The sequence below is a fragment of the Methanomethylovorans hollandica DSM 15978 genome, from assembly GCF_000328665.1.
Classification (GTDB): Archaea; Halobacteriota; Methanosarcinia; order Methanosarcinales; family Methanosarcinaceae; genus Methanomethylovorans; species Methanomethylovorans hollandica.
In genome coordinates this window covers 1,134,640-1,158,779 of sequence record NC_019977.1, presented here as the reverse complement: position 1 = coordinate 1,158,779, position 24,140 = coordinate 1,134,640, and the positions used below count along the sequence as shown (strand labels likewise).

Sequence of the window (24,140 nt, the reverse complement as noted above, 5' to 3'; positions counted from 1 at the left end):
AACAATTAATGAAATTGGAAAGGAAGCCTTGACTATTGCTAAGGTACTGAAAAATGCTGGTTATATTGTTCGTCTTGAAAAATTAAATGACAGTTAACAACATGTGCTTCAAAAAAAGCATAAATAAAGGATTTATGAGTTTTTGTTAACATTTTCCCAATGCCCATGTCTACCTATTTTCCAGTCGCTTTGACCATCAGGACTAAAAGATCCTGGAGTCCAGTAGGTTTTTTCAAATCCTTTCAACCTACCGTTTGATAAATAATCCCAACCTGCAAGGGCTTCTATGTCACCGCTCATGTTTTTTACTGTGGCGGTGTGTCCTAATACACTACGGCCAGTGATTATTGGTTCACTGTTTGAAAGGTTGACAGTATTATTAAATAAGTATGATTGGTTTGAAAAATCTACTTGTCTCAACTTACCGAATCCATATCTTGTATCTCCGCCTATGAGTAGCGTCTCAATTTCTTTTATGGAGTCGATATATAATGAATTCGATTTAACAAGAACATATCCAATCATTCCGATTTGCTGATATTGTTTATTATTTTTTTCCTCACTGGGACTCCAATATATCTGGATACATTCGGTTTCATGAAGAGATCCTTCTTCTGCGGAATCGCTTTCGGGATTAATAGATGTTCCTGGGCGTGTATAAAGTAATCTTGACCGAAAAATCTGGTTTGAAATGACATTATTAAAATCATCATTAGCATCTTCTAACTGCCAACACAGTCCTTTGTCTTCCATATAACACGGCAACCAAGCTTTCCACTCTTGATTTATCTTGACTGCAGGAAATAGATATGTAAAGCGGATTTCTTCCTGAATTCCATTTCCAATCACAGCATAGTCAGGAAAATGACCATCTGAACGTCTCGCGACCTCAGCTGTAATTGCTCCCCATATTGCTCTTGCGGGGATATAAAGATGGCATCGGTTCAATGAACCAGATGGTAGTGTACCAACTGAAAGCGGAGATTGAAGAACCCACACCCAGCGATAAAGTTCCCAGTTCATTGTGGTTCCTTCTTAGAATTTATTTTCGCATGATAACGGCCGTATACAAGTGCCTGAAGCAGAAGATCACGAGCAAAAAGCAAGTTGTCCAAATCTTCAGAGAGTGCTAAAATACGTGGAAATGGCTTATTCTCTTCATCGTTACTTGTAATCAATGAATTATGTTCTGGTGTACTCCCCATGAATTTTAAACACTGGTTGCTGATAAATTTCCCATCATGTTTTTTGTTTGCTTCAAGATAAAGAAAAAATGCGTAAACTCCCTGTTCTTGCAATACACCCAAAGCATCTGTAAGGATCTTCTCTTCAACTTTGCTTCCAATTCTTGCACCCAGCTGGGCACACTTCATATCTAGGTTTTCCATGATCATCTCTCCATTTGGGAGTTATCATTTTCAACTTTTGTTCCTATATTTCCTGAGATGTTGTCATTTAAAACACGAAGTCTTCCCATACCTCGATTTGTCATACCTCCAATACCAAGGTATTCCAGATAAGGATAAGTTTTCTTAAGATATTCGTGCACACCTCTTGGTTCTTGGGCACTTGCGATGATGTGGTTATCAATTTTGAAGTGGTTTGGATTCCTACAGATTACAATCCAGTGGAGGATTGTACCCCTAGGTAATGCTTCATAAGTAAAAAGTGCCCCATCTTCTGCAGCTCCTGTGGCAGGATTAATTGACACGGAAGTTCTAACTTCCAGATTACTATTAACGATATGAGAAAAAAGCTTGTCTGACACAACCGCAATATTGCCTAATATCATATTTTCAGGTAGTATTTTTTTAAAATTGTTTTTTACACAATCCATGCTATTCCAGCCTGATTTTTTCGGCAGCAACAGCCATCCAAAGTTTATTGAATTTTTATTATTTTCACTGTCAATGCAATATACCGAATTGCTATCAGGGAGATCGCTGATATTTTTTAATTCTTCTATTTGCCTTAATGCTATAGGCGCAGTGACCCAGAATGGACCTTCACAAGTTGCTACTGGGAAAAGAAGGACATGCATATCGTTAAAACTTGCCAAACCTGCAAAGCCACCATTATTGCCCTTTGCAAATCCAAATGTTGTGCATACAGGACAATTATTCTGACCACAATGTCCTCCAGTGCCATCTTTACGAGGCTGTCCCTGTCCTGCGCAATCTGGATATTTATTTTCAGACATAGCTACATATGTCCTCAGAACTCCGGCTAAACTTGACCCCGGAATCTTAGGTATTTTTGTAACTGGGTCGCGAATAATCGTATTATCTACACGTCCCAATCGATTTCCACCGGTTCCTACATGGATAGGGTCTAATGCCAAACCGATGTGTTCGTAAGCTTGATAACTCATTTGAGATTCAGTCATAATTATTCCTCGGTTATCTTCTTTTTAAGTACACGAATATGCCAATCCATACATCTATCAAAAAGTCCCAAATTTACTGTATCAACCAAATATTCCAAAGATGCCGAGTTAGCATCAAAGCGATCATATATTATAGATCGAACAAATGCCAACCATGTTTCCTCTTCACCATCTTTCCAATCATGATTTTGCCCTTGCCAACGTTCCTTGTGTTCGCAGATAATATCCCATACACCACGGAGTGCAGTCTGACTTGGAGCTAGCCTCTCAAGTATATGCCAAAGGTCAGTCATTCTCTGCCATTCATCTAAATTGTAAACAAAAATATTCTCAAAGCGACTGGCAGTGCTTTCCATAAAAACAGTGCCAATGACAGCAGGTTTAATATAAATTCCATCTCCGATGCGTAAATCGCAGATATGACGATATATCTTTCTGTCAGGACCTTGGAAGTCCCGGGGATATCTTACTTTCGTTTCTTCAACTTCACAATATGTGTAGAAAACATCTAATTGGCCATCAGGCAATTTTACTGGAGTGGTTCGTAAGGACTCTTCTCCTTCAGGAGACTTTATGGAGAGACAAAGAACTCCTTGGCAAAGATCCTTATTCATGACATACCATGCCTCTTGTTTTCTCTTTTCCAATTCGTTTTCAAGATTTCTGATAGTTTCTATTACCGCTTGATATGGCATCATTCGAGAGAAAGCAACTGTTCCAATTCTCAGGGGCATGCGGTCCCATACTCTGGAATACTGTTCCTTCCACATTTCAATAGCGACTTTTATACATTCATTAGCTTTGTTCAGAGGAACAACGACCCGGAATCGTCTGGGATCAATCTCAAGTGGTACTATGGGACGATATTTTTCTGCTTTATCCTTAACAGATTTAATTTCAATTGAAATAATTTCCTTGGAATCGTCATTTTTTAATTCGATCCTTTTGTTTATTAGGATCTCTTTCGGGTGCACATTCTCAAGCAGTCTGCCCATGTTGCAGATAGTTATAAAATCATTGGATTGCTTCCGATACAATAAACTAACGGGGGCATCGTTATAGTGACCACTATAGGTCTGCTTATCTTCCCACTGACCGTCCTTTACTTTTAAAATCAGCCTTTTTGTACACCATTGATTGGAATTGGAATCCACAACCTGCCTTAATTTTTCTAATAGAATTTTGAAGAACTCTTCAGTCTGGCGCTGTACACGATACATGCGTCCCGGGGAAGCATTTTTTCTTAGAAGCTGATGAGTTAACCACTTTGCTCGTCCCTCATTGGTTAGCTTTTCCCATTTTGGAGAACTAGCTCTATCCTCTACCATTTTTTCAAAAAAGGTTTTCCAGTCTTTACTATATTTAAAACCACCATTTAGAGTGTTCATTATAGTGTCGTTTTCATTGATGCAAAAATTCTGTTTTTCTGCTTTTTCCAGTTCTTTTTTAATATATGTTTGAAGATCCAGTAAGGGCTTATCTCTCTTTATATCCTTTGTAATTGCTTTCTTTTGACTTTTTGACACCCATTCAAAAGCAGATTGACTGCGAAGTGAGTCAAAATGACTTCCATCCAGCCAACTGTCCAAATCAAAACTCATTGTGATAATTGCCAGCCGATCGTTTTCATCAGCTACTTCACTCAACCAGATAGTATCTGATCCCAATTTACCGCTTTGCCATGCTTCAAGCCTACCGATACGGCGTTTACTACAGACAGTACAGGGCTTTTGTTTATCATTTGGATTTTCATTAAAACGAACCTGACATACCGGACAGATGTGGCCTTTTGAAACATTATTATCAGCAATCTCCCAGTTCCGATGAACAGGAATTGCCAATTTTTTACGAATATCTTTCAATTGCTGGGATAAATTCAGCAACGAGCGCGAAGAAGGAGATATAATACAGTGGGGTGGAGTTTCGAAATTTGATTCCTGGGCATAAGCATCAATAGTTTTTTTGATATACGCATAAAAGTTCTGTGAATCCTTAAAATCATGAGAAACATTAGCATTCAATTCAGGAAATGAAAAGACTATTACAGAATCATCTTTGTAAAGCATTGCTCCTACAGCGAGATTAACTTCAATGAACTCGCGTACTTTTTCAAAAAAGGTATTAATCTCATGCTTAGACCCTATTGAATCACCAATACGAACCGATCTCATCTCATAATTGTCAGCACCAATTCCCACTGAAAGGAGACTCCAGTGGGTTTTATCGTTTAATCTGTCATCTTTCCAAGGAAATTCCCTCTGCAATAAAGCACCTGCAAGTGCACTTTTGAACAAAGCAGCAGTTACGTATGACTGGTCCCAGAGAGTTACATCATTATTAGGCAGACGAGTCTCAGCAAGGGTTTCTGTAAAGGCTTTGCGAAGAAATCCATCATATCCAATGGCTTTTTCACGCCAATCCCACCATTTCTTTACCTCTGTACATGGTTCATTTAGAGTTTTCAGTTCAGATAAACATTCATCTACTGATTTGATTAACTTTGGCCATCCTTCTTCTTTTAATACACTTGGAGGATCACTCAAGAGATTTCGTACAGGGTAGCCAAAAGAAGTGGAGAACCACATGTGGGATTCCGACTGTTTTAGATATTCTGATGTGTTTTTGTAGAGATTTTTCTCAACACCTGAAACCAAACCATGGGCTGCCTGAAGCAATCCAAGGATTCCAGGACCCTTGTTTGTGTGAGATGTAATGAACTTATCCATTGATTCTGGAAAAAGTATTTCAGACTCATATGAGGTTTTAATCGACTGAAAAAACTCATTCCATTCTAAATTCGCCTGCTTATACCATTGTTTGTATTTATAGCCGTTTTCAACTCCTGCCTGACATCGAAGAAAGTCAGGATGAGCCTTTCCAGCCATGTGAAGCCAGCCTATAGCTTCCATTGATAGTAAAAGAGAACGATGAATGTCAAGCACTTTTTCGAAAGATTTATTGCCCATATAAGTACCTCTATAGTTTGAGTTGGATTTTTAGTGCTTCCTTGAACTTTTCAAGTGAAGCCTCCTCTACAGTCATACCAGCCTTAAATGCTCTCCACTTGCTAATCTCTGCAGTTCCCCACCCTGCTGTGCGTTTAGCAGAAAAACCGTATATGGTTAGCAATTTCTCTGTAGCGGTCAGTAATTTATTTATCGTCTCTAAACAGTTCGTCTCTGTGTGCATTTCACATCCAGCATGTGGCACGTAAACCAGTTGCAATTTTGCTTTTGTTTTAGGGGGAACAACTTCATAATAAATCGGCTGAGTACCAGCACGCGTTTTGCGACTGTGTGGATTTATGACCTCAAATTTGATTCTATCAAAAAATGTTGGATAAAAGTTAATCACACCTTGATATAATTCATCAGTGTTATTTTTTTCATTCCCAAATAAATATAATATCCACTTGTCGTCTTTCCAGCCTTCAAATTTCATTCCATTTTTTTCCAGATGCTCAAATAGTCCAGATTCCATTCTGCAAGCCCAACGTAATAATCCTTTCCATGAAGATGCTGGATGGAATGGGATTCCGAACACATGGTCCTTACGAAGAGAGTTCTCCAAAACATGAAAACTTCGATCGTCTTTTGAGTACCAAGGAGTTTTTAGGATAAACTCCACCTCAAAACCAATCCAAGCTGAATCCGGCATGATGGATAAAATTGGGGAGAAATCCAATTCTTTTGGAACTTTAAATTTTGTCTTTAGAGTCTGTTTAATATAGTACTCACGAGCTTCTTTCTTATTACCTTTGAAATACAGTGTAGAACAAATGTCAACCAATTCGAATGAAAGTGTTTCTTCTTCTGGAATTTGCTTTCTATTTCCCAGGGAAGCATAGTAGTCGAATGTCATGATTGTTCTCCTCTGGTAAAGTCATCTAAAATTTTATCCCCTGTTCTAAATTCATCATCTTTCATATCATACCATGCTGTTTTAAGCAAGTATTTCATTTTATCAAATGTTATGCTCTCCCCATCGATAAAACCGAAAGTAGTGGGAGGGTTTTTGAAACTGAATACTTTTTTGCTTTCGCCATCAATTTTTCTATAACTATCTGGTCTACGACCTGCTAGAAAACTATCATTTTGTGATGCTTTTTTCTTTTGTGGTGGGCGACCGATTACACTGTTGAATGTACTTTTGAATTGATTTTGCCGGGCAAGGTATCTATTGTTTACCACCCAAAAGTTATTGAAAGATGCCCAGGTAAAGTCATTGTTTTCAATTTTAAGCCAGCGACTATCACGCACATAGTGCTCGAATTCAATTTTACTTACAGGTTTAGTTTGTGATTCTGTTATTTCCAGTTTGATCTTACCAAAATCTCGATGATGGAGCTTATTTTCATGACCATTTTCAGTCGATGGTTTAAATGCGGTTTTCCCCCCAACAGCACCAAATTCTGCTACAATATGAAGCGTTAAGTCTAATAATGCCCATTCTTCATAACTAATGGGTCGAAGGGATGTGAACTGGAGTTCGAATTTAATGTTTTTCTTGATTTGAGACACTTTGACACTATTATTATCATCGAAAACCTGAAACCTGAACTTTCGCGCCCAACCGGTACAACCGAACAGTTCACAGACAACGCAATGTTTTGAGTCCTTACATTCACTATTACTGGGATCACATGCTTCGCCACCCAGTCCACGAACTACCACCTCAAACCACCAACGAATTGAACCCAGTAAACCTGTTTGTACAAAACGATTCGGTACAATCTTCAGTTTATTATTTTCCATATCCAGTTGAACGGACCCCGTCCAAATATCATTTAATGCCTGAAAATGATATGTTCTTGTATTAGCAGTCATCCAATACTCCCAATAGACAGCGGTTAAGTAAATGCAATCTCAATTTATTCTCTTGAAATTATAGAGGCAAAGCCAAAAGACTTCAGTTTAACCTAGATAAGCAACTCTGATCATTCATCTTTCTAGTTCCTATTCCAAAACCATTATCAGCATATTGGTGGATTTTCATAAATAACATTCCAGAAAATAGAGATATGTGCAAAGCAGAAACTAAATGAATATATTTGTATTTCAAAAATCTAATCTCTTTATCCATGTAATTTCCCTTTCTTATAATAAAAAGCAAGCCTTCAACAACTGCTTTGAGTTTAATCTCTTCCAAAGATAAGGACCTGTCAATCTCACAGTCTAACTTTCGAGATTCCAAAAATATCCACCATCCATGAATTCATGCTCATTAAAATGAAATCCATAACCCACCAACAATAAAAATATGATATGTGAACCTATAAATAGTTACTGCATTAATTTTGATAGTTAGTAACATATTTGTACAGATAGTCACTATAGCTATCGTTCATTCTTTGCAGGCCGGAATTGCAATCTGTGTGGTGGTAATAATTGAGCCAGCTGTCTATGGACTTGTTGATCTCCTGGATAGTTTCAACTGGAGGTTTTGTATTTCCGTTCATTGGATCTGTCATGGTTCTGATTGAGTCAAGCACTCGTTCTATAGAACCTTCGGTTGGGTATATGTCTATCTTTCCTTTGTATCTGTCCTCGACGAATGCTCCTTTGAAATAGAATCCCAGGAACTCAAAGCCATCTTCTATATGGGTCTGGTAGGTCTTTTCCGGGTTAAGTTCCAGGCCGATCTTTTTTAATGATCCTTCAACGGGTTTAGTGTCAATGGGTTGCTTTGAAAGTATTACAAAATCATCAGCATACCTCACAAGATGTCCCTGACCATCGGATCTTATACTTTTAAGACCGATGTTTTCCCTTTCATCATCGAACTGGTCAAGATATATATTTAGCAGAAGGGGTGAAATTATTCCACCCTGTAGGATCCCTTTATCTTTTCCATACGTTGCTTCTTCATTGAGAAGGCATGCAGAATTCACGTTTAACCAGGCACGTATGATCCTTCGGACCTGCCTGTCTTTGATACGCGTTTTAATGCGTTTCATTAAAAGTTCATGCGGTATGTTATCAAAACACTGGGATATGTCGCTCTTGAAAACATAATGATTACCTGCTTCCAGCCATTTGTAGACCTCTAGGCTGGCAAGCTGTGCAGACCTGTTAGCCCTAAAACCAAAAGAACTACTGTCAAAGTCCGCTTCAAATATCGGTTCCAGTACCAGTTTCATGTTATACTGGACAACCCTGTCCTTTACAGTGAGGATCCCTAACTTTCTGACTTTTCCATTCGGCTTTAATATCTCATGTTTTAATATCCTGTCTGGCTCGTATCTGTTTTCCTTTATATCTTCTTTCAACGATTGCAGGAATTCATCAACACCCGTCTTTTTAATATCTGCCACTGAAATAGAGTCAACACCGGCAGATCTGGTGCCCTTACAGACATTTTCCCATGCTGCATAGAGAAACTCATCCATAACAAGATACTTTTTGAGTTTCCTGAACCGCTTTGTGCGATCATTGAACGCCTTTTGGTAAAGCTCTAGCTGTATCTGTGCAACCTTATCCATAACTTGCCTAACCCCCAATTCTGATTCAAATCGATCAGCTAATGATACTTCCGTCAAAAGTATCGGGATTAAATAGATAAATCCTTGTTATAGTGGATCTTGCTCTCGAATACAAAGTTGGAAGGTAATTCGCTTGAAGAACTTTTTATTCCTGGTTTAGGATGTTTCAATCCTTGTTATAGTGGATCTTGCTCTCGAATGTGTAATAGATGATTTAATTTCCATGCATCTTGGAAATTGTTTCAATCCTTGTTATAGTGGATCTTGCTCTCGAATGAAAATGTTGTTATTAATTCCCAGGAGTTTGATGGTTTCAATCCTTGTTATAGTGGATCTTGCTCTCGAATGTTCACAGATTTTATTATAGCGCTACAAGAAGAACCGTTTCAATCCTTGTTATAGTGGATCTTGCTCTCGAATAGGTTACGGAATTTTTTAAAGCCCCAGTGCATCACGTTTCAATCCTTGTTATAGTGGATCTTGCTCTCGAATTTGGGTCGGATTTGGATACGCCGCAGGAGTTTTATGAGTTTCAATCCTTGTTATAGTGGATCTTGCTCTCGAATAGAACCCATAGAAATGATACATGTCGAAATGACACAATGTTTCAATCCTTGTTATAGTGGATCTTGCTCTCGAATCTATAGAAACGATTATGGGAGTAAGACAGAGTTTTCCCTTCTTCGTATTAAAGGGGGAGCGACCGTTTCTTGGGAAACGGCCGTTAGAGAGATGAGTCTCTCTGAAGTCATTCATCCGTATGGAAAAATATGGATGAGTGGAAGTGTCCCTGTTGCAATTAATGACATGCCTACTTGGAGTTCTGGTCGGGACAGTAGTTTTGACCAGAGCACTATTATGGGAAATAGAGAATTTTTTCATTCCCAAGGATTTGCTATCCTTGAGTTTGAGAATAGGGATACATATTATGGGGCAGGAAAATTTTTTTCTGTTTCAATCCTTGTTATAGTGGATCTTGCTCTCGAATGATGAAACGTACAGCAGGATAGCAAAGGAGCTCAAAGTTTCAATCCTTGTTATAGTGGATCTTGCTCTCGAATAGGGCAATTTTTTCCTATGATGGACTAAAGAAAGATTAGGAATCCTTCTTTTCCAGCACTGGAATTCTTGCTACTAATTTATCAAGGTGCTTATAAATATAAGAACATTGTGCTATACGCAGATGTTGCGATAACAGCAGTCTGTGCACTTGTCTTCATGTGTTGCAGCAGGATAGGTACCCTTCTTAATTATCTCAAGTATCTCAGTTATGGACTTTTTTGCTTTACTGAGATCAGCTTTGTGGAGCTCCACTTCTTTTACAAGATTTTTGCTGCGGATGTAGCAGATATAGCCTTTTTTGACCTTGCGCCCATAGTTCTCCTCGATAAGGATAGCCTGCAAAGCAAGCTGATTAATGTGAGTTAAGAATATTTCGTCCCTGTATTGGGCAAATTTGTATTCCAGAGGTGCTGCAGTGCCATCTTCCAGAAAGAGCACTTCATCCACGATACCTTTTATATGGTGCTTTTTTGAAACCAGCAGAACCTCAGGATCTTTCAGGATGCAGTGCAGCTTTTTTCTGACATGGTCGCGGTTCGTGTTTTTACGCTCTGCATGTACTTCCCTGCCTTTCACGACCTTGAAACGGTTCTCAGCATGTTGGGATATATTAAGGCAATGCATAAAATAAACGAACCTGGGGCAGAAACTGTATTCCATTACATCTGACACCGTTATCAATACTTCATGATCGAAAGCTCCGTGGTCAAAAGCTGCTTTCATACACAACCTCAAAAGAAAGTGGTCAGTACCTCATCGCTCACAAGCTCCCTGTCAAATGCCTGTCCTATCAGCCTCACCTTTTTGAACGACTTCTCATCCATGGGAAAAATATACACAGAATCAATATCCGTATCTATAAGCTCTTCACATTCCACAGCAAGCGCATCTCGCTGATTTCCATCAAGATCCCCCAGGAACACGCTTTTCTGCACTCTGTAAAGTCCATAGTCCTTGCACCTGTCGCTCAGCTTTTTTCGGACATCGTTCTCTGTAATATCATATATTACCCATACAAGCATAACAAGCCCCTCTTATTTTATAAGCCCGTTTGCAATTTTATGACAATCGTGCTGTATTATATCCCTGATTTTTATGTTTCTGCCATCATATTCCACACTTTGGTCAAGGGCTTTATTGAATGCCCCGATAAGCACAGCTTTCCCATTGCTGTTCAGGCTCATTCCATTAGGAATGCTGTCAAAAAATTCGTCATGTACCTGCTTTGTGGAGAACAGATTGACCACGGTCCTGTCAGCGTGGATACGATACATCTCAATTATATCAAAGACCAGAGACTTCTTGTTGTAATTGTCAGTATGTAGAAAACCCACATACGGGTCAAGCCCGGAAATGATACATGCCTTTTCGACCAGGGAATACAGTATCCCATACCCGTAGTTCAGCATACAGTTGAAAGCATCAACCGCAGGATTCCTGCTCCTGCCGTTGAACTTCCATTTCTCAGGCATTATGTAACCAAGTGCATCGAAATAGTGTCGGGAAGCCATACCCTCTACTCCCATGACAGAACCTCTTTTCTCCTCCAGGGTACCGTCGAGTTCAAGAAGCTGAGCTTGCAGCTTTTCGATGTTTGCAATAAACTCTTCCAGTTCGGCCTTTTGTTCAGGCCGGTTCTTCTTGAGATCTTTCAGGAAAGTGATCTGATTGTTAAGCTTGACCTCGGTCCACTTTTTTACCATCCTGAAGCCTTTTTTCTTCTCAGCCACCTCAAGCTGGCGCCTGCGGATAAGCGTGGTGCTTCCAAGCTTTGTATGCCATATTCTCCCATAGGGGTCTCCAGAATGGTCGAGAAAAACGATGTCTATATTGTTCTCCACAGCGAATTTGACAGCATCCGTGGTAATGGTGGCGGATGTGGCAATCAGAATGCTTTCTACTTTGTCCGCAGATACTTCGAAGACTTTATCCTCATTCCTGACAAGAAAACAGTTATGGTTCTTTTTCAAAAATGAGCCGTAGGAGTTGATAACTAGTTGCATCTTTTCACTGTCCCAAAACCACGTGATACCGACTTGCCTAAGCCAAGAAGGTCAGGGATCTGGAAATTAGTAACAAAAAAACCCCGGAAGGCAATGATATCATTCCCTTTCAAACTTGAACTTTGCTCTTTCACTTCAATATGGCACTTTATCTTATCAGGTACCTGATAATCCAGGGATTTCGACATGGAAAGGAGGTTACCTACAAGATTCCTGTTGAGCAATGCTGCCTGCTGCTCGTTATTCGAAGAAATATATTTCCTGTAGTTCTCCTGATTAAGTGCGAACCAGGGTGTTAAAAAATCATACTTGATAAGTTTCTCAGAGATTCCGAAATCCTCTTTTTTGTAAGTGATCCCTCGTTCTGCTATCTCGTACTCATTGCCATTAAGTGTAATCTTATCATATTCATCGTATATTTCTTTCAAGACCTCGGCACCTTCGTTGATTCCGAGTACAGTAGGCGTTCTGTGTATCATTTTATACTGAACCATGGGATAGCGGTAAATGAATTTGTCAGCATCATGCTGGTGCAGAAGGCTGTATTCATTGAACTTTGTAGCAAAAAATCCCCTAAGCTGCGCACCGGATTCCTGAATAGGGCGGGTGGAGGTAAGAGTAAGGGAAAGTATTTTCAGATCCATGCTATTTTCCTGAAGATCCGATCTTCACGTAGCCATCCTTCAAGTTACCGATCGTCAGATCGATCTTATTAGAACTGTTTATCTCTGAAACGGAAAGACACAAAGGTCTTACACTTTTATTGCACATGCACAGTCTGCCCCCACTCGACACAATTTTCAAATTTATCTTACAATACTTCTCTTATAACAAGCATAAATATTTTGCTGTCTTCCCAACCACTCTTGCTATTTCATACATCCCTTTCATGATTGTAAATGAACTGCTGCACACTAAGTGTCTAAAGAATTTATTAATACTGTACATACATATGCAGTCAAAAAAAATTAATTCGATATGCAGCAATTCTTAACCAAAATTTTAATATAGGCTTGAGTTTATAAACTCATCTATAAAAAACCAACAAGAAATTTGCCCTCTGAAAAGGAGTCTTTTCCTGGATTTCCAGCCCAAACAAAGGGAAAAATTCCCCTCTTTCAGAGCATGATCCACTAAAACAAGGATTGAAACATGTATCGTTGTCATTTAATGGTAATAGACATATCAACTTTCAGAGCATGATCCACTAAAACAAGGATTGAAACACTCGCTGAGGCTACAGGTATTACCAGAGCAAGCACTTTCAGAGCATGATCCACTAAAACAAGGATTGAAACATTATAGTTGCAACCGTATTTTTGCGCTTACCCTCACCATCAATCTTTCAGAGCATGATCCACTAAAACAAGGATTGAAACACAAGTAAAGTTGTTTTGGCGATGCTGGCATATTGGCTTTCAGAGCATGATCCACTAAAACAAGGATTGAAACTTATCCATAGGCATTATAATACATGCGTTTGCCGGCTTTCAGAGCATGATCCACTAAAACAAGGATTGAAACGCTTCGACGGCGGTCTTTATAGCCACCCAAACATCCTCTTTCAGAGCATGATCCACTAAAACAAGGATTGAAACTCTCTTTCATCTGAGCAATCATGAGCATATATACTTCTTCTTTCAGAGCATGATCCACTAAAACAAGGATTGAAACTTACCCTCGTGACACTGTTATTGTCACTAGATGACTTTCAGAGCATGATCCACTAAAACAAGGATTGAAACTTGACCCTGCGTCGTCCTTGGTTTCGATCTTTTATTTTCACCTTTCAGAGCATGATCCACTAAAACAAGGATTGAAACAAAAACTAACTCCTAGGATCTTCACGGCGATAACTACTTTCAGAGCATGATCCACTAAAACAAGGATTGAAACCTGTCCACTGTGCCTATACCTACCCTGCCGTATGCACTTTCAGAGCATGATCCACTAAAACAAGGATTGAAACCTTTGTTGCTCAACTTGGGGTTAACGGGCATGAGCCGTCTCCTTTCAGAGCATGATCCACTAAAACAAGGATTGAAACAACCTTCCGCCCGATTTTTAAAAATTCCCTAGTCTGGCTTTCAGAGCATGATCCACTAAAACAAGGATTGAAACTTCGCTATCTTCCTTTTCTCCATAATATTTTACAGCCCTAGCACTTTCAGAGCATGATCCACTAAAACAAGGATTGAAACTTACGAGACGGTTATTGGAGATATCCGAATCCGAGTCTTCTGCTTTCAGAGCATGATCCACTAAAACAAGGATTGAAACTTGCTTTCACCAAAACAAAAATAAAATCATTACAAGTTTGCATAAAACCAGTCACTTTGCCGATAACTTTCAGAGCATGATCCACTAAAACAAGGATTGAAACACTTTTTCTTGCAAAAAGCAAGTTTGCTCTTGTACATTCGAAAGCATAATCCACTAAAAAAAGGGTTAAACTGTACAAATTGTACATTTAAAATGGGTAATAAGAACAAATGTTCCTCTATTTCTCTTTACATCCATTAAAGAATGCTTAAATATAAGCAAAACATGCAATTATTAATCCTGATCATGAATGGATCTGATATAAAGCTGATGCTTACAGGTTTCCTGTGATTGACCTGCAGGACAGGAGATCAGGCATGAAAGCAGAACGCATAGTGATGGCAGGATAATTGCATGGAAGTTTTGAGGTTGCCGTAATGTTCGAAATAGAGTTTGTCAGATTGCAAAACGGTAAGTTCCAGTTAGTTGATCTTAATGTTCCCTGGAGGTCTGAGGTATCAGATGAGTATATCTATGACGGGAATGCGGTATTTCAGGAGGCTAACGGGATCATTGAAGTGCGCGGCCCTCAGCTTCTGCGTATCAGAAGGCTTCAGGTTTTCGACAACGAGATGATGTTACAGATAAAACAGGTAGTGCAGACAGCACATAGTAGGTTTGAGAGCCTGAAGTTAGCTCCCGCCTATAAGATAGCATGTCCCAAATGCGGCAGAGCGCAATGGCGCAAACCGGGAGGCAAATGCAAATGCGGTAAAGAAATACCTGAGCCCGATGCATACTACAAGGTGCCTATACAGACACGCGTATCTGTAGAGCATGGGGAGTACTCACTGGAGCATTATATACCATACATAAACATGGGAGAATCTCATATGTCCAACGTTCCTGTGATCCTGAGTACAGCTAACAGATATTCGGTTAACAACAAATTATATGTCCTTTTGACCGAGGAAGATATCCGGAAGATACTGGTAGATTTCGCAGCCGGTGAAATTAGTTACGTGTGAAGATCCACTTTAATTACAAATAAAAATATATCCATAACTCAATTTTAGTTAATCATAATCATTGCTGCCTTGAATATACCTTACACATATCTTATATAATTATTTTCATGTGGCTCATGCTCAATGAAGCCAAGGCCTTCTTTTATTTTTTTCTTTGTTTCCGCATCCAGTCTTTTAAGGTTCTTTACCGAGTCAGGCCTAAGGGTGATGATATTAGCTGTCATCATATCCTCCAGAAAAACGATGATAGTAATTGGTTTGCGTATCGTCTGATCGCGAAGCAGTTGTCTGAATCCGAGGGTTTTGTAAAAATGCCATGCATAATGCTTTTACGTTTTTTTTCACTAACATATGAGGCTCCTGTAGCACTTTTGAATGTTTATGGATCGAAGACACTAAATTGTATAACAATATTATATTAATTTAATTATATTTAAATTTCGCTGATAATCCGACAGAACTTACAAAAAGACGGTCATGCAAATTAGCCCGACCATCCATAGGATGAAGAAAATGTGTAAAAAGAACATATTTTTGTATATGCAAGCCATTTAAAGGTACATACTGCGATCCTGCAGGAGTATGATCTAATAAAATGTTCCGATTAATCCATATTGCTATCGATGAAGCTCGCAGAGGCATGCAGAACAATCACGGAGGGCCTTTTGGTGCTGTTATCGTCAAAGACGGAGGCATAATATCCACAGCTCATAACGAAGTGCTTAGCAGCAAAGACCCCACGGCACATGCTGAAATACTTGCTATCCGCAGAGCCTCCCAGCAACTGGGAAAATTTGACCTGTCTGATTGCGAGATATTTACTACCTCGCAGCCTTGTCCCATGTGTTTTGCAGCCATCTGCTGGGCCAGGATCAAGCGTATCCATTACGGTACCACAACTGAAGAAGTAGCCATTGCAGGCTTCGACGATAGCCACATCTACAACATCATCAAAGGAGAACAGACAGCAGAAGTAGAATTTACAATCATTCAGCGCGAAGCCTGTCTGGAACTGCTGCAAGAATGGGACAACAAAACAGACAAACAAATGTACTAGGCATTTACTTCCCGAATAACAAATGTTTTTTAACCGCATACAGCACATAGGAGTTTACCAGACCCCTGTCCATAACAACAACCCCGCCGCAGGCGGCGTAATTCACTTCTTTTTCCTCTTCTAATAAGAATAAGCAAAATATCACGTGTTTCTTCTGCACTTCTCGGCTAACAACAACATTCCGACAGCTATAGGCAATATGAATCCAGGAGCTTGTGAGGGTTGTTCAATGGCGGGTTCTGTGGCAACTTCGGTTTTTTCACCATCGTAGTACTCCTCGCTGACGGTTACGTAAGCGGCGGTGAATTCATCTTTTATAATAGTGTCTGCTGTGTCTAAATCAGTAAATTGATAGTAGAAGTTAATGGGAACACTACCACTTGCCCAATTTTCTGTGGGTGCAACAGTCCATTCATATGTTTTTGTTTCATTTTCTTCTATTAGACCATGTATACCTTTTTCAAGTTCTAAAGTTGGACCATCTATAATCACAAAATCTTCTGAATCTATAGACCACAATTCTACCGATAAATAACATTTCTTATAAGATGTCACATCAAAACGAATAATGAATGGCTCTCCAATCTTTAAAAGTGGCCTTGGAATATCAGCACCCGGGTAAAGAATTCCATTATAATATAAATCTATTTTAGCATAAGGACTTTGAGCAGACACGATTACAGGTGAACTTAATAAAATACTAGTAATAAATAGTAGCAAAAAAACAACTTTCATTTTTTTACCTCAAAATTGTGATTCAAAATTATCATAACCTGGAGATTTTTCATCTCTTCCACCAATTTTATCACCAACACCTTTTGGTCCTGGCCCTACAACCGTCGCTGCATAACCATTATACTGGAACTCAATTGGAGCATTTCGACCTAATAAAATACGACCTCCTTTAGAATCTTTTTTTACTGGGTGGAAAATATAATTTTTTTCCCTTACATACATCTGCGCCTTATGCCCATAAAATGGATCAACGATGCATTCGTTATCTATATCACTTATCTGGAATGTTTTGTATCGTCCTTTCACATCATATTCCCAGATATTCACCGTGCAGACCCAGTTAGGTGGCAGCAGCGGTAGACCTGCTGGTACGTACCTCATGGCTTTTTCCAGTCTTCTTTCCACTTTTTCTGCGGCTTTGCCTGTCAGTTTATCAGCTGAAGCATCAAGCTTTGCCTGCAGTTCTTTATCGATATTGGCAAAACATGCATCAATGGTCTCATGACACATCTCTATAGCCGCGCATACCCCGTCCGCAACACCCATACGCATGTCGGCTTCAAGGCGCAGCAGGGCAATATCGACCTCTGTGTTACTTGCACCATTGTTCAGGTCCATATTATTTTTGAGCACGTTAAAAAGTTCCAGTGCCAGTCTGTCATCAGAAGTCATGGCCACAAGCTGTTCATTACTTAAGGATGCCAGATACTGCTGAGTGATCATTTCCACCTGACCCGGATCTATGCAAGTGGACAGCACAGGATCAGCAGCTACCTGTCTGTTGACCTGCGCCGGAATGTCCATACGAAGCTGCCCAGCATAGGTATTGATAAGCCGGGTCTGGTTATCCCTAAGCAGGCGGGTATCTGTGCTCACTCCTGCCTGTGTCAGGTTCACAGCTTCAACGCCTATCTGTGCTATCACATCATTCACCTGTGAGTTGATCTCAAGGATACTGCTGCTCATTTGCTCCGAAACTGCTGTTTTTAAAGGATCAGTGCAGCTCTGCATAACATCTGCGACCGCACCGCTCATATCCCCGGAAAAGACACATACATTACGCACTGCCAGAGGATAGATAGTCTTACCTGTAATCGCATCCTCCCATAAGAACTGGTCCTGCAGATCAAAATCTGCATCATGGTACAGATAGTCCGGGTACTGGTCCACCAGCAGAGTCATATTCTCAGTCCAATTGTATTTGCTGTGGGGCCAGTCCACCACTTCCATGGTATCGATCACACCCATCTCCTGTGCCAGCGCATTTGTTGCCATGGACAGAGCAGGATTGTTGAACAAAAGTGAAGAAGGTGAGAGCCCGCCCAGCAGGTCCGACAGTGCGGATCCTGCCTTTTTGGAGAAAGCATCGTTCACATATCCATCCAGTGAATACCGTACTTTGGTATTGCTATCCACAAGTTGCTGCATGGTCCTCTCATAAGCCTCGTTCCTTACGATCATGCGGGCTGCATCACTGCAGGTGGTAAATTCATTTCTTGTGAAATGTCCTGCAGCCTGCACATACTCCTCCCTTTCATTCTGCATTTCCAAGGCCATGTCCTCTGCAGCCTCACAGAAAAGGTCCGCAGGATTGCGGCCCAGGTTATTCCCCATGAAAGACACCTTCCGGGAGGGACCGGTGTCATCCATTGCACCAAGCATGGATAGCATTTCCTTTGTCATAAGGCCGGGAAGCCACACTGGCACATCACATGCAACGGTGCGCCTGGGCATATAAGTACCATCACCATACATTCCATATGCTCTTTCGATCTGTGCTACATCCACATAAGCCTCCCTGTACTTATCAGCAGCATCGCTGCAGGAGGTATCTACGAGTTCCATCCCATCAACTATCACTGTGGTGTCATTGAAATCATTTTCAATAGCCTGTTCGTATTTTTCAAGACCCTCATAGGTATTGGTCCTGAAACATTTGTGATAAACTATGGTAATGTTCTCTGTCTCAGGTTCACTATGTGTCTGCTGTACATGATCATACATATCCAGTCTTTCATCTTCATAAGCGCTGTCGATCATGCCTGTGTGTGTATACGCATAACCATAATCCAGGTCCCACTGTGAAGAGATATCGAATTCCACAATATATTCCACATCCCAGTCAAAGGAATGTGATTCACTGTTAAGGAAGCCACCTTCCCGCTCCATGCTCAGGAGTCTGTCATTGTCTGCATAGTTCATCACAGGCGTGACCTTAAGGTTTTCCAGGGAGGTGGACCGATGTCTAAGCCTGGCGTCTGTGATGTGCCAGTTGGCAATGTCCAGATCTGCAATGGGACCGGGTTTCATTATGCGTGCACTGTAAGTTATTCTGCTTGTGTTCTCGAACATATATCCGGGCACAACAGCACCCTCGTGCCACAGGGAGACAAGATATTCGGCATCCCACGTAAGGTGATAGAAAGGAAAGATATTGACCAGACGTACACTTTCAGGATCAAAGTGTGTTTCAACCAGTACATCCTGAGCCCCAGGCTGATCATTTACACCACTCCGTATTATTTCCGGCATTACTTCAGCACTGTATATCTTACGGGTCACATCATGTATGAGGTCGGGATCTGCGGGACTCCACATCCGATCATTGAATATCCAACCATTCTGTACACCTGCCGTATAGTTGGAGACCGCCAGGATAACGGAAGTGTTATCCTCAACTGCCTGTAGGCTGGTACCAGCATCCTGCATGGAACCATCCATATCTTCCTGAATATTCATATTGAAAGAACCGTTCTGCGCAAGATCAGCATAGACCGCTGAAAGATTGCCTTTCTGCAGATCATAGTCCGAAGTATCCCTTTTTACATCAGAGTACATGACCTTCCCGTTATAGTAGCCCGTATACATCAAAGACCAGGGGTCTGCGGCATCAAAGACACGCTTCTGGGCATACATTGTACCCGTGTTCACAGCACCTGCAATAGAAGGACCTGTCAGGATATTCAGTGGACCGCCTGCATAATGCTGCCAGGGGCCATAGGTAAAGGAACGCACATTAGACATCCCGAGTACAATGTCCGCAGATACACCAGTATTGAGTTCCCTTTCGTACTCTGCGGTGAGCTGTGCCAGCAGAGGCTCCCTCGAATCGACAGGTGTGAAAATATCCATGCTTCCATTTTCCACTATACCTGTATCGACATCAGTAAGCGTGTAATTAAGATGCTTTACTGTTAGGGTATAATGAATAATGTAATCATCTTGGTCCTGTGCCATACTTCTATTCAGGGTTCCGTTAACTTTATCGATAATGATCTGTTCAGGAGTTATGTCCCCGTTGATGTTCAATACATACCTGCCTGTTATATGAACACCGTTTTTGTAGTTGTTCTCCATGAGCTCATTGAAACGTGCTGCAACAATATCCTTCACGGGATTGGTACCCACATGGAACCAGTCAGTGGCCTGCACATCATTTCCAACCTTTAGTACAACGTAACCAAACCCATATGATGCATCTGTGGGGATGCTGACTTCCTGTACGAAAGAAGAACTCCCCCATAAGCGATGGGATGCGTTGTAGTTGAAGCTCATATTGAAGCTGCCGCTTTCATCATATACAGTAAGCACCCTGTTCTGACTGCTGACAAGAGAAAGTAAGGTTCCCAGGATATTAGAGGGGAGTTCTACTTCTACCTGCAAAACATCCCCCGGTTCCAGATCTTTGTTTAAAGGACGAGCCTCAAAGCCTGCATTGTTCCAGGCTTTTACGGAAACAGATCCGGGCTGAATGACAGGATGCTCCCCCTGCCACTCTAAAGCCTCCATGCCTGCATAGTTAAGACACCTCGATATATCAGCACATGCCATGTCAAGGATATCATGTTGCGGATCCGATGTATCAGTGGAATATACCACCTCTGCAAGCTGGTAATCCATACGTGTGAGATCCACGGCTGTCAGCAATGAGAACAGCAGGATGAATATGCCTATAAGTGCAAAGGGAATGTAAGCATCAGTGTCATTGATAAGTTCATTTATTCCTTTTTTTTGCTTTTCGGCCATGATGCTGTCCTATGGAACTTGTTTGTCAAGCATATTACATTATAATTATTTAAACATTGTGTTTTTTATTGGTTCCTGAAAAGACATCCTGTTTCAGAATAAGGTCTTAGGAAAGGTCTTAGAAAGAGTTCTAAAAAGGGTTATATCAAGAGGTTCACAATTGGAAAACAAGTACAAATAAAAACAGAGAGAGAGAGCATGTGCATGGCACATATACACAATTATATAAGTTGTGCCGTAGTGTAGGCATTATGATCATCGGTGTACTGGGACCCAGGGGATCTTATTCGGACCATGCCGCCAGCCTGTGGCTCAGTAAAGAATACACTGCTTCACCCCTGAAGGACATATCTCTGAAATATTGCGACGATATCATCGATACATTCAATGCTGTGATTCTCACAAATGCTGATCTTGGCATTGTACCTGTAGAGAATTCCATCGAAGGCTCGGTGGGTGTTACCCTTGACATGCTCATGGAACATGAGATCCATATAATCGGGGAGGTAGTTGTGCCCATTGAACACTGTTTGCTGTCCAGGGGGAAGATAGAGGATATAAGGGTCATACTTTCCCATCCCCAGGCACTGGGACAGTGCAGGCAGTTCATCAAAAGCCATTTTCCTCATGCAGAGATACGCACAACAGGGAGCACCTCCCATGCAGCCAAACTTGCCACTGAGTTTGAGGAAATGGCAGCCATCGCATCCAGAGATTCAGCAGGCATGTACGGACTTAACGTACTGCTCTGCAATATTCAGGATTGCAATAACAATCATACCCGTTTCATAGTGTTCAGGAAAAAACAGGAAGATGATGATCTTGCCTGGAAGACTTGCAGTGGAAGTGTAGCCGAAACCGATGACACAGCAAAGAGAGATCTTCCCCACAGAACATCTATCATAGTCTATCTTGACAGAGACAGGCCAGGAGCATTATATGACCTGCTGGGGGAATTCGCAATCCGGAAGATAAATCTTACACGCATTGAATCCAGACCTTCAAAACGTATTCTGGGAGATTATATCTTTTACATAGACTTTGCAGGGAATATCAGCGATACTATTATAAAAGATGCTTTAAATAGCATTCTGCCGAAAGCAGGGATGATGAAAGTGCTAGGCTCCTATGAGATGATGTAAAATAACATAGGGGACATTGGTATACAGGACAAGTGCATTACCATGAAGGTTGAAGACTTCATAGAAAATATAGATATAGCTATTCAAAAATACAGGCGTTTTTATAAACTGCTTGATGTTATTTCCATAACATTCCTATTGTATGCCATTTTACTGATCACTAATATGGAAATGATCTTTGAGATGTTTCCTGAACTTGAAGTATATTCTGCTGCATCGATAAGTTTTCTTGGTGCAACTCTTTCATACCCTAAGATCTTCTTGTTCTTTCTGTCACTGGCCTTCGGTCTTTTACTGACTTTCATATTGCACATAAAAGATGACAAAAAAGAAACAATAGACATTGTTGAAGAAAAATACCCGGTGCTGCGCGAGAGACTCAGTACTGCGTACGACAACCGTGAAGTTGATAATATCATAGTTGCAGATCTCCGGGAAAATGTGGTAAGTGCGTCCTCCAAAGTGATACCTGCTGACTTCTTCAACAAGAAAAGAATGTATATTGGCTTTTTCTCGTTGCTGATAGCTATTTCTTTGCTTACGTATGTCAGTGTGAGTGAATATCGTATCTCATCCACACCCCAGGATATCAAAGATCTCTTAGACCCCCTGTCACCTGAAAATGCAGGCGGTTCAGATCTGGCAGTAATGGAAGAAATTTCAGATGATCCGGGAAATAAATCCACTGAAGATCTTTTAAGTGAACCTGCAGTTGTGGTGGTCGAAGGAAAACAGGTCGATCTGACCCTTCCACCTGGCACAGGCGCAGGTTTTACGCAGGGGAATCAGACCAATAGCACACTCGATGGTTTTACTCCGTCTTCAGCATACGATATAAGTGTAATCTCCTCATCCATCTATTCCGAGAAACTGCCGGAAGGATACGAAAGCATCATTAAACAGTACTTTGAGAAAATGGCAGGACAATAATGACATACAGAACCTTACTATTGATCCATGAATGTAAAGGAGACCAGAGATGAACTCCAGTGAAATGAGCACAGGAAATCTGTCCCAGACATACCGGCTTGCGAGCGAGATGTTCAACGCATTGTTCGCTGAGATCGGGAAAGTCATCGTAGGACAGCAAGAATATGTGGAACAGATGATAATAGCTATGCTCTGCAATGGGCATGCTCTGGTGGAGAGCAACCCCGGTCTTGGGAAGACGTTGACCATTTCTACCATAGCAAAGGTCATGGACCTGCGCTTTAGCAGGATCCAGTGTACACCGGACCTGATGCCTGCGGACATCACGGGAACGAACATTATCGAGGAACACGGCGGTGTCAAGTCGTTCAAGTTCCAGGCAGGGCCTATCTTTGCCAACATAGTGCTGGCAGATGAGATCAACCGTGCTTCTCCCAAGACACAATCCGCAATGCTTGAGGCCATGCAGGAAAAACAGATCACTGTAGCCAATGATACTTATCTGCTTGATAAGCCGTTCTTTATTCTGGCCACCCAGAACCCTATTGAGATGGAGGGCACATTCCCGTTGCCTGAAGCACAACTGGACAGGTTCCTGCTGAAGATCTTGCTGGACTACCCCACATTCGAGCAGGAGCTCACCATAGTGGACAGATATACTAAAATGGACATCCCGCAGGTCAGAAAGATTATGAACAAGAGCACATTGCTTGACCTGCAGAAGCTGACCACCGAAGTGCCTATCTCCGACCAGTTAAAATTCAGAGCAGTGAAGATAGTCCTGGCTACAAGGCAGAACAGCGAGCAAATAGAATACGGTGCATCTCCCAGAGCGTCTATCGGTCTTATCCTGACCGCAAAGGCACGTGCTCTGATCAAAGGCAGGAATTATGTGAGCGAAGAGGATATAGACGCAATGGCTTATCCGATACTTCGCCACAGGCTTGGTCTCTCTTTCGAATCTGAGAGGCGTGGTATCACTGCAGACCAGATGATAAAGGGAATACTTGCACAGGTCAAATAAAAAT

Annotated in this window: 22 protein-coding genes and 2 CRISPR repeat arrays; of the genes, 6 read left to right on the top strand and 16 right to left on the bottom strand. The window is 41.0% G+C overall.

Annotation, left to right across the window (positions count from 1 at the left end; all coding sequences use genetic code 11):
• Window positions 1-132 precede the first annotated feature (132 nt).
• From METHO_RS05515 to ltrA, 8 genes are all read right to left on the bottom strand, one after another.
• Window positions 133-1,023: a hypothetical protein gene (locus METHO_RS05515; protein WP_015324550.1), complete on the bottom strand. Its 891-nt coding sequence runs from the start codon at window positions 1,021-1,023 to the stop codon at window positions 133-135.
• Window positions 1,020-1,388 (bottom strand): hypothetical protein, encoded by a 369-nt coding sequence (locus METHO_RS05510; RefSeq protein ID WP_015324549.1) that lies wholly within the window; start codon window positions 1,386-1,388, stop codon window positions 1,020-1,022. The genes METHO_RS05515 and METHO_RS05510 overlap by 4 nt, the downstream gene beginning before the upstream one ends.
• 2 nt (window positions 1,389-1,390) lie before the next feature.
• Window positions 1,391-2,386 (bottom strand): type III-B CRISPR module RAMP protein Cmr4, encoded by a 996-nt coding sequence (cmr4, locus tag METHO_RS05505; protein ID WP_015324548.1) that lies wholly within the window; start codon window positions 2,384-2,386, stop codon window positions 1,391-1,393.
• 2 nt (window positions 2,387-2,388) lie between these two features.
• Window positions 2,389-5,352: a CRISPR-associated protein Csx11 gene (locus tag METHO_RS05500; protein WP_015324547.1), complete on the bottom strand. Its 2,964-nt coding sequence runs from the start codon at window positions 5,350-5,352 to the stop codon at window positions 2,389-2,391.
• Between the two features lie 10 nt (window positions 5,353-5,362).
• Complete coding sequence (locus tag METHO_RS05495; protein ID WP_015324546.1) at window positions 5,363-6,247, bottom strand: RAMP superfamily CRISPR-associated protein; 885 nt, start codon at window positions 6,245-6,247, stop codon at window positions 5,363-5,365.
• Complete coding sequence (cmr1, locus tag METHO_RS05490) at window positions 6,244-7,212, bottom strand: type III-B CRISPR module RAMP protein Cmr1 (protein ID WP_015324545.1); 969 nt, start codon at window positions 7,210-7,212, stop codon at window positions 6,244-6,246. The genes METHO_RS05495 and cmr1 overlap by 4 nt, the downstream gene beginning before the upstream one ends.
• Before the next feature lie 82 nt (window positions 7,213-7,294).
• Window positions 7,295-7,534 (bottom strand): hypothetical protein, encoded by a 240-nt coding sequence (locus METHO_RS05485; protein WP_048831065.1) that lies wholly within the window; start codon window positions 7,532-7,534, stop codon window positions 7,295-7,297.
• Between the two features lie 142 nt (window positions 7,535-7,676).
• Window positions 7,677-8,867, bottom strand: coding sequence for a group II intron reverse transcriptase/maturase (gene ltrA / locus METHO_RS05480; protein ID WP_015324543.1), 1,191 nt, complete (start codon window positions 8,865-8,867; stop codon window positions 7,677-7,679).
• Window positions 8,868-8,941: 74 nt separating this feature from the next.
• A CRISPR array of direct repeats spans window positions 8,942-9,508; the repeat unit is 37 nt; unit sequence GTTTCAATCCTTGTTATAGTGGATCTTGCTCTCGAAT.
• 133 nt (window positions 9,509-9,641) lie between these two features.
• On the opposite strand from ltrA, the gene METHO_RS13600 reads away from it, so the two are divergent.
• Window positions 9,642-9,857 (top strand): hypothetical protein, encoded by a 216-nt coding sequence (locus tag METHO_RS13600; protein ID WP_156811040.1) that lies wholly within the window; start codon window positions 9,642-9,644, stop codon window positions 9,855-9,857.
• Window positions 9,858-10,040: 183 nt separating this feature from the next.
• Here the strand turns inward: METHO_RS13600 and cas4 are convergent, their stop codons facing one another.
• The 5 genes from cas4 to METHO_RS14260 are packed head-to-tail and all read right to left on the bottom strand — an operon-like array spanning window position 10,041 to window position 12,703.
• On the bottom strand, window positions 10,041-10,652 hold the full coding sequence (gene cas4 / locus METHO_RS05475) for a CRISPR-associated protein Cas4 (protein ID WP_015324541.1): 612 nt from the start codon (window positions 10,650-10,652) through the stop codon (window positions 10,041-10,043).
• A gap of 8 nt (window positions 10,653-10,660) precedes the next feature.
• Window positions 10,661-10,951 carry a CRISPR-associated endonuclease Cas2 gene (cas2, locus tag METHO_RS05470; RefSeq protein WP_015324540.1) on the bottom strand — a complete coding sequence of 97 codons (291 nt, stop codon included), beginning with the start codon at window positions 10,949-10,951 and terminating at the stop codon, window positions 10,661-10,663.
• A gap of 12 nt (window positions 10,952-10,963) precedes the next feature.
• The gene (gene cas1, locus METHO_RS05465) at window positions 10,964-11,932 is read right to left on the bottom strand and encodes a CRISPR-associated endonuclease Cas1 (RefSeq protein WP_015324539.1); all 969 of its coding nucleotides are present in this window, start codon (window positions 11,930-11,932) and stop codon (window positions 10,964-10,966) included.
• On the bottom strand, window positions 11,923-12,576 hold the full coding sequence (locus METHO_RS05460; RefSeq protein WP_015324538.1) for a CRISPR-associated endonuclease Cas6: 654 nt from the start codon (window positions 12,574-12,576) through the stop codon (window positions 11,923-11,925). The genes cas1 and METHO_RS05460 overlap by 10 nt, the downstream gene beginning before the upstream one ends.
• 1 nt (window position 12,577) lies before the next feature.
• Window positions 12,578-12,703 (bottom strand): hypothetical protein, encoded by a 126-nt coding sequence (locus METHO_RS14260; protein ID WP_015324537.1) that lies wholly within the window; start codon window positions 12,701-12,703, stop codon window positions 12,578-12,580.
• 344 nt (window positions 12,704-13,047) lie between these two features.
• A CRISPR array of direct repeats spans window positions 13,048-14,315; the repeat unit is 37 nt; unit sequence CTTTCAGAGCATGATCCACTAAAACAAGGATTGAAAC.
• 316 nt (window positions 14,316-14,631) lie between these two features.
• On the opposite strand from METHO_RS14260, the gene METHO_RS05455 reads away from it, so the two are divergent.
• Window positions 14,632-15,222: a hypothetical protein gene (locus METHO_RS05455; protein ID WP_015324536.1), complete on the top strand. Its 591-nt coding sequence runs from the start codon at window positions 14,632-14,634 to the stop codon at window positions 15,220-15,222.
• A gap of 80 nt (window positions 15,223-15,302) precedes the next feature.
• Here the strand turns inward: METHO_RS05455 and METHO_RS13595 are convergent, their stop codons facing one another.
• Complete coding sequence (locus METHO_RS13595) at window positions 15,303-15,446, bottom strand: hypothetical protein (RefSeq protein ID WP_015324535.1); 144 nt, start codon at window positions 15,444-15,446, stop codon at window positions 15,303-15,305.
• Between the two features lie 371 nt (window positions 15,447-15,817).
• On the opposite strand from METHO_RS13595, the gene METHO_RS05450 reads away from it, so the two are divergent.
• Window positions 15,818-16,279: a nucleoside deaminase gene (locus METHO_RS05450; RefSeq protein WP_015324534.1), complete on the top strand. Its 462-nt coding sequence runs from the start codon at window positions 15,818-15,820 to the stop codon at window positions 16,277-16,279.
• Window positions 16,280-16,420: 141 nt separating this feature from the next.
• On the opposite strand, the gene METHO_RS05445 is transcribed toward METHO_RS05450, so the two are convergent.
• Window positions 16,421-17,014: a sarcinarray family MAST domain-containing protein gene (locus METHO_RS05445; protein WP_015324533.1), complete on the bottom strand. Its 594-nt coding sequence runs from the start codon at window positions 17,012-17,014 to the stop codon at window positions 16,421-16,423.
• 9 nt (window positions 17,015-17,023) lie between these two features.
• Window positions 17,024-21,040: a DUF7286 family protein gene (locus METHO_RS05440; RefSeq protein ID WP_015324532.1), complete on the bottom strand. Its 4,017-nt coding sequence runs from the start codon at window positions 21,038-21,040 to the stop codon at window positions 17,024-17,026.
• A 251-nt stretch (window positions 21,041-21,291) separates the two neighbouring features.
• Between METHO_RS05440 and pheA the strand changes: the two genes are divergently transcribed.
• Genes pheA through METHO_RS05425 form a run of 3 tightly spaced genes read left to right on the top strand, consistent with a single transcriptional unit; the run spans window position 21,292 to window position 24,136 of the window.
• Complete coding sequence (gene pheA, locus METHO_RS05435; RefSeq protein ID WP_048831064.1) at window positions 21,292-22,182, top strand: prephenate dehydratase; 891 nt, start codon at window positions 21,292-21,294, stop codon at window positions 22,180-22,182.
• Window positions 22,183-22,224: 42 nt separating this feature from the next.
• Window positions 22,225-23,112: a DUF7502 family protein gene (locus METHO_RS05430; RefSeq protein WP_015324530.1), complete on the top strand. Its 888-nt coding sequence runs from the start codon at window positions 22,225-22,227 to the stop codon at window positions 23,110-23,112.
• Window positions 23,113-23,161: 49 nt separating this feature from the next.
• Window positions 23,162-24,136, top strand: a complete 975-nt coding sequence (locus METHO_RS05425; protein ID WP_015324529.1) for an AAA family ATPase — start codon at window positions 23,162-23,164, stop codon at window positions 24,134-24,136.
• Window positions 24,137-24,140: the final 4 nt, after the last annotated feature.

What these genes read in the sequence shown, in the direction of transcription:
- METHO_RS05515 (WP_015324550.1), bottom strand. Translation starts at nt 1,023, where the DNA reads ATGAACTGGGAACTTTATCGCTGGGTGTGGGTTCTTCAATCTCCGCTT.
- METHO_RS05510 (WP_015324549.1), bottom strand. Translation starts at nt 1,388, where the DNA reads ATGGAAAACCTAGATATGAAGTGTGCCCAGCTGGGTGCAAGAATTGGA.
- cmr4 (WP_015324548.1), bottom strand. Translation starts at nt 2,386, where the DNA reads ATGACTGAATCTCAAATGAGTTATCAAGCTTACGAACACATCGGTTTG.
- METHO_RS05500 (WP_015324547.1), bottom strand. Translation starts at nt 5,352, where the DNA reads ATGGGCAATAAATCTTTCGAAAAAGTGCTTGACATTCATCGTTCTCTT.
- METHO_RS05495 (WP_015324546.1), bottom strand. Translation starts at nt 6,247, where the DNA reads ATGACATTCGACTACTATGCTTCCCTGGGAAATAGAAAGCAAATTCCA.
- cmr1 (WP_015324545.1), bottom strand. Translation starts at nt 7,212, where the DNA reads ATGACTGCTAATACAAGAACATATCATTTTCAGGCATTAAATGATATT.
- ltrA (WP_015324543.1), bottom strand. Translation starts at nt 8,867, where the DNA reads ATGGATAAGGTTGCACAGATACAGCTAGAGCTTTACCAAAAGGCGTTC.
- METHO_RS13600 (WP_156811040.1), top strand. Translation starts at nt 9,642, where the DNA reads ATGAGTGGAAGTGTCCCTGTTGCAATTAATGACATGCCTACTTGGAGT.
- cas4 (WP_015324541.1), bottom strand. Translation starts at nt 10,652, where the DNA reads ATGAAAGCAGCTTTTGACCACGGAGCTTTCGATCATGAAGTATTGATA.
- cas2 (WP_015324540.1), bottom strand. Translation starts at nt 10,951, where the DNA reads ATGCTTGTATGGGTAATATATGATATTACAGAGAACGATGTCCGAAAA.
- cas1 (WP_015324539.1), bottom strand. Translation starts at nt 11,932, where the DNA reads ATGCAACTAGTTATCAACTCCTACGGCTCATTTTTGAAAAAGAACCAT.
- METHO_RS05460 (WP_015324538.1), bottom strand. Translation starts at nt 12,576, where the DNA reads ATGGATCTGAAAATACTTTCCCTTACTCTTACCTCCACCCGCCCTATT.
- METHO_RS14260 (WP_015324537.1), bottom strand. Translation starts at nt 12,703, where the DNA reads ATGTGCAATAAAAGTGTAAGACCTTTGTGTCTTTCCGTTTCAGAGATA.
- METHO_RS05455 (WP_015324536.1), top strand. Translation starts at nt 14,632, where the DNA reads ATGTTCGAAATAGAGTTTGTCAGATTGCAAAACGGTAAGTTCCAGTTA.
- METHO_RS13595 (WP_015324535.1), bottom strand. Translation starts at nt 15,446, where the DNA reads ATGACAGCTAATATCATCACCCTTAGGCCTGACTCGGTAAAGAACCTT.
- METHO_RS05450 (WP_015324534.1), top strand. Translation starts at nt 15,818, where the DNA reads ATGTTCCGATTAATCCATATTGCTATCGATGAAGCTCGCAGAGGCATG.
- METHO_RS05445 (WP_015324533.1), bottom strand. Translation starts at nt 17,014, where the DNA reads ATGAAAGTTGTTTTTTTGCTACTATTTATTACTAGTATTTTATTAAGT.
- METHO_RS05440 (WP_015324532.1), bottom strand. Translation starts at nt 21,040, where the DNA reads ATGGCCGAAAAGCAAAAAAAAGGAATAAATGAACTTATCAATGACACT.
- pheA (WP_048831064.1), top strand. Translation starts at nt 21,292, where the DNA reads ATGATCATCGGTGTACTGGGACCCAGGGGATCTTATTCGGACCATGCC.
- METHO_RS05430 (WP_015324530.1), top strand. Translation starts at nt 22,225, where the DNA reads ATGAAGGTTGAAGACTTCATAGAAAATATAGATATAGCTATTCAAAAA.
- METHO_RS05425 (WP_015324529.1), top strand. Translation starts at nt 23,162, where the DNA reads ATGAACTCCAGTGAAATGAGCACAGGAAATCTGTCCCAGACATACCGG.